1 protein-coding gene is annotated in these 542 nt (G+C 62.4%); it reads left to right on the top strand.

Going from position 1 to position 542, the window contains the following annotated elements; translation table 11 throughout:
• Positions 1–542: cbb3-type cytochrome c oxidase subunit I (locus BFL43_RS00035; protein WP_206186579.1), on the top strand; the 542-nt coding region annotated here is incomplete at both ends.

Genomic DNA, 542 nt, shown 5'->3' with positions numbered 1-542 from the left:
TTCCTGTTCGGTGGTCTGACCGGTGTGCTGCTGGCGAGCCCGCCCCTGGACTTCCACCTCTCGGACAGCTACTTCGTGGTGGCGCACTTCCACTACGTGCTGTTCGGCACCATCGTCTTCGCGACCTATGCCGGTATTTATTTCTGGTTCCCGAAGATGACCGGGCGGATGCTCGATGAGCGCCTGGGCAAGATCCACTTCTGGCTGACGATGATCGGCTTCCACACCACGTTCCTGGTGCAGCACTGGGTCGGAAATGAGGGCATGCCGCGTCGGTACGCGGACTATCTGTCGTCGGACGGGTTCACGACGTTGAACATCGTGTCGACGGTCGGTGCGTTCATCCTCGGTGCCTCGACGCTGCCGTTCTTGTGGAACGTGTTCAAGAGCTACCGCTACGGCGAAGTCGTGACCGTCGATGACCCCTGGGGCTTCGGTAACTCCCTGGAGTGGGCGACCAGCTGCCCGCCGCCGCGGCACAACTTCACCGAGCTCCCGCGCATTCGGTCGGAGCGGCCTGCGTTCGAGTTGCACTACCCGCA

It is taken from the genome of Williamsia sp. 1135, assembly GCF_002095395.1.
Lineage (GTDB): Bacteria > Actinomycetota > Actinomycetes > Mycobacteriales > Mycobacteriaceae > Williamsia.
This window is presented reverse-complemented; position numbering and strand designations above follow the sequence as displayed.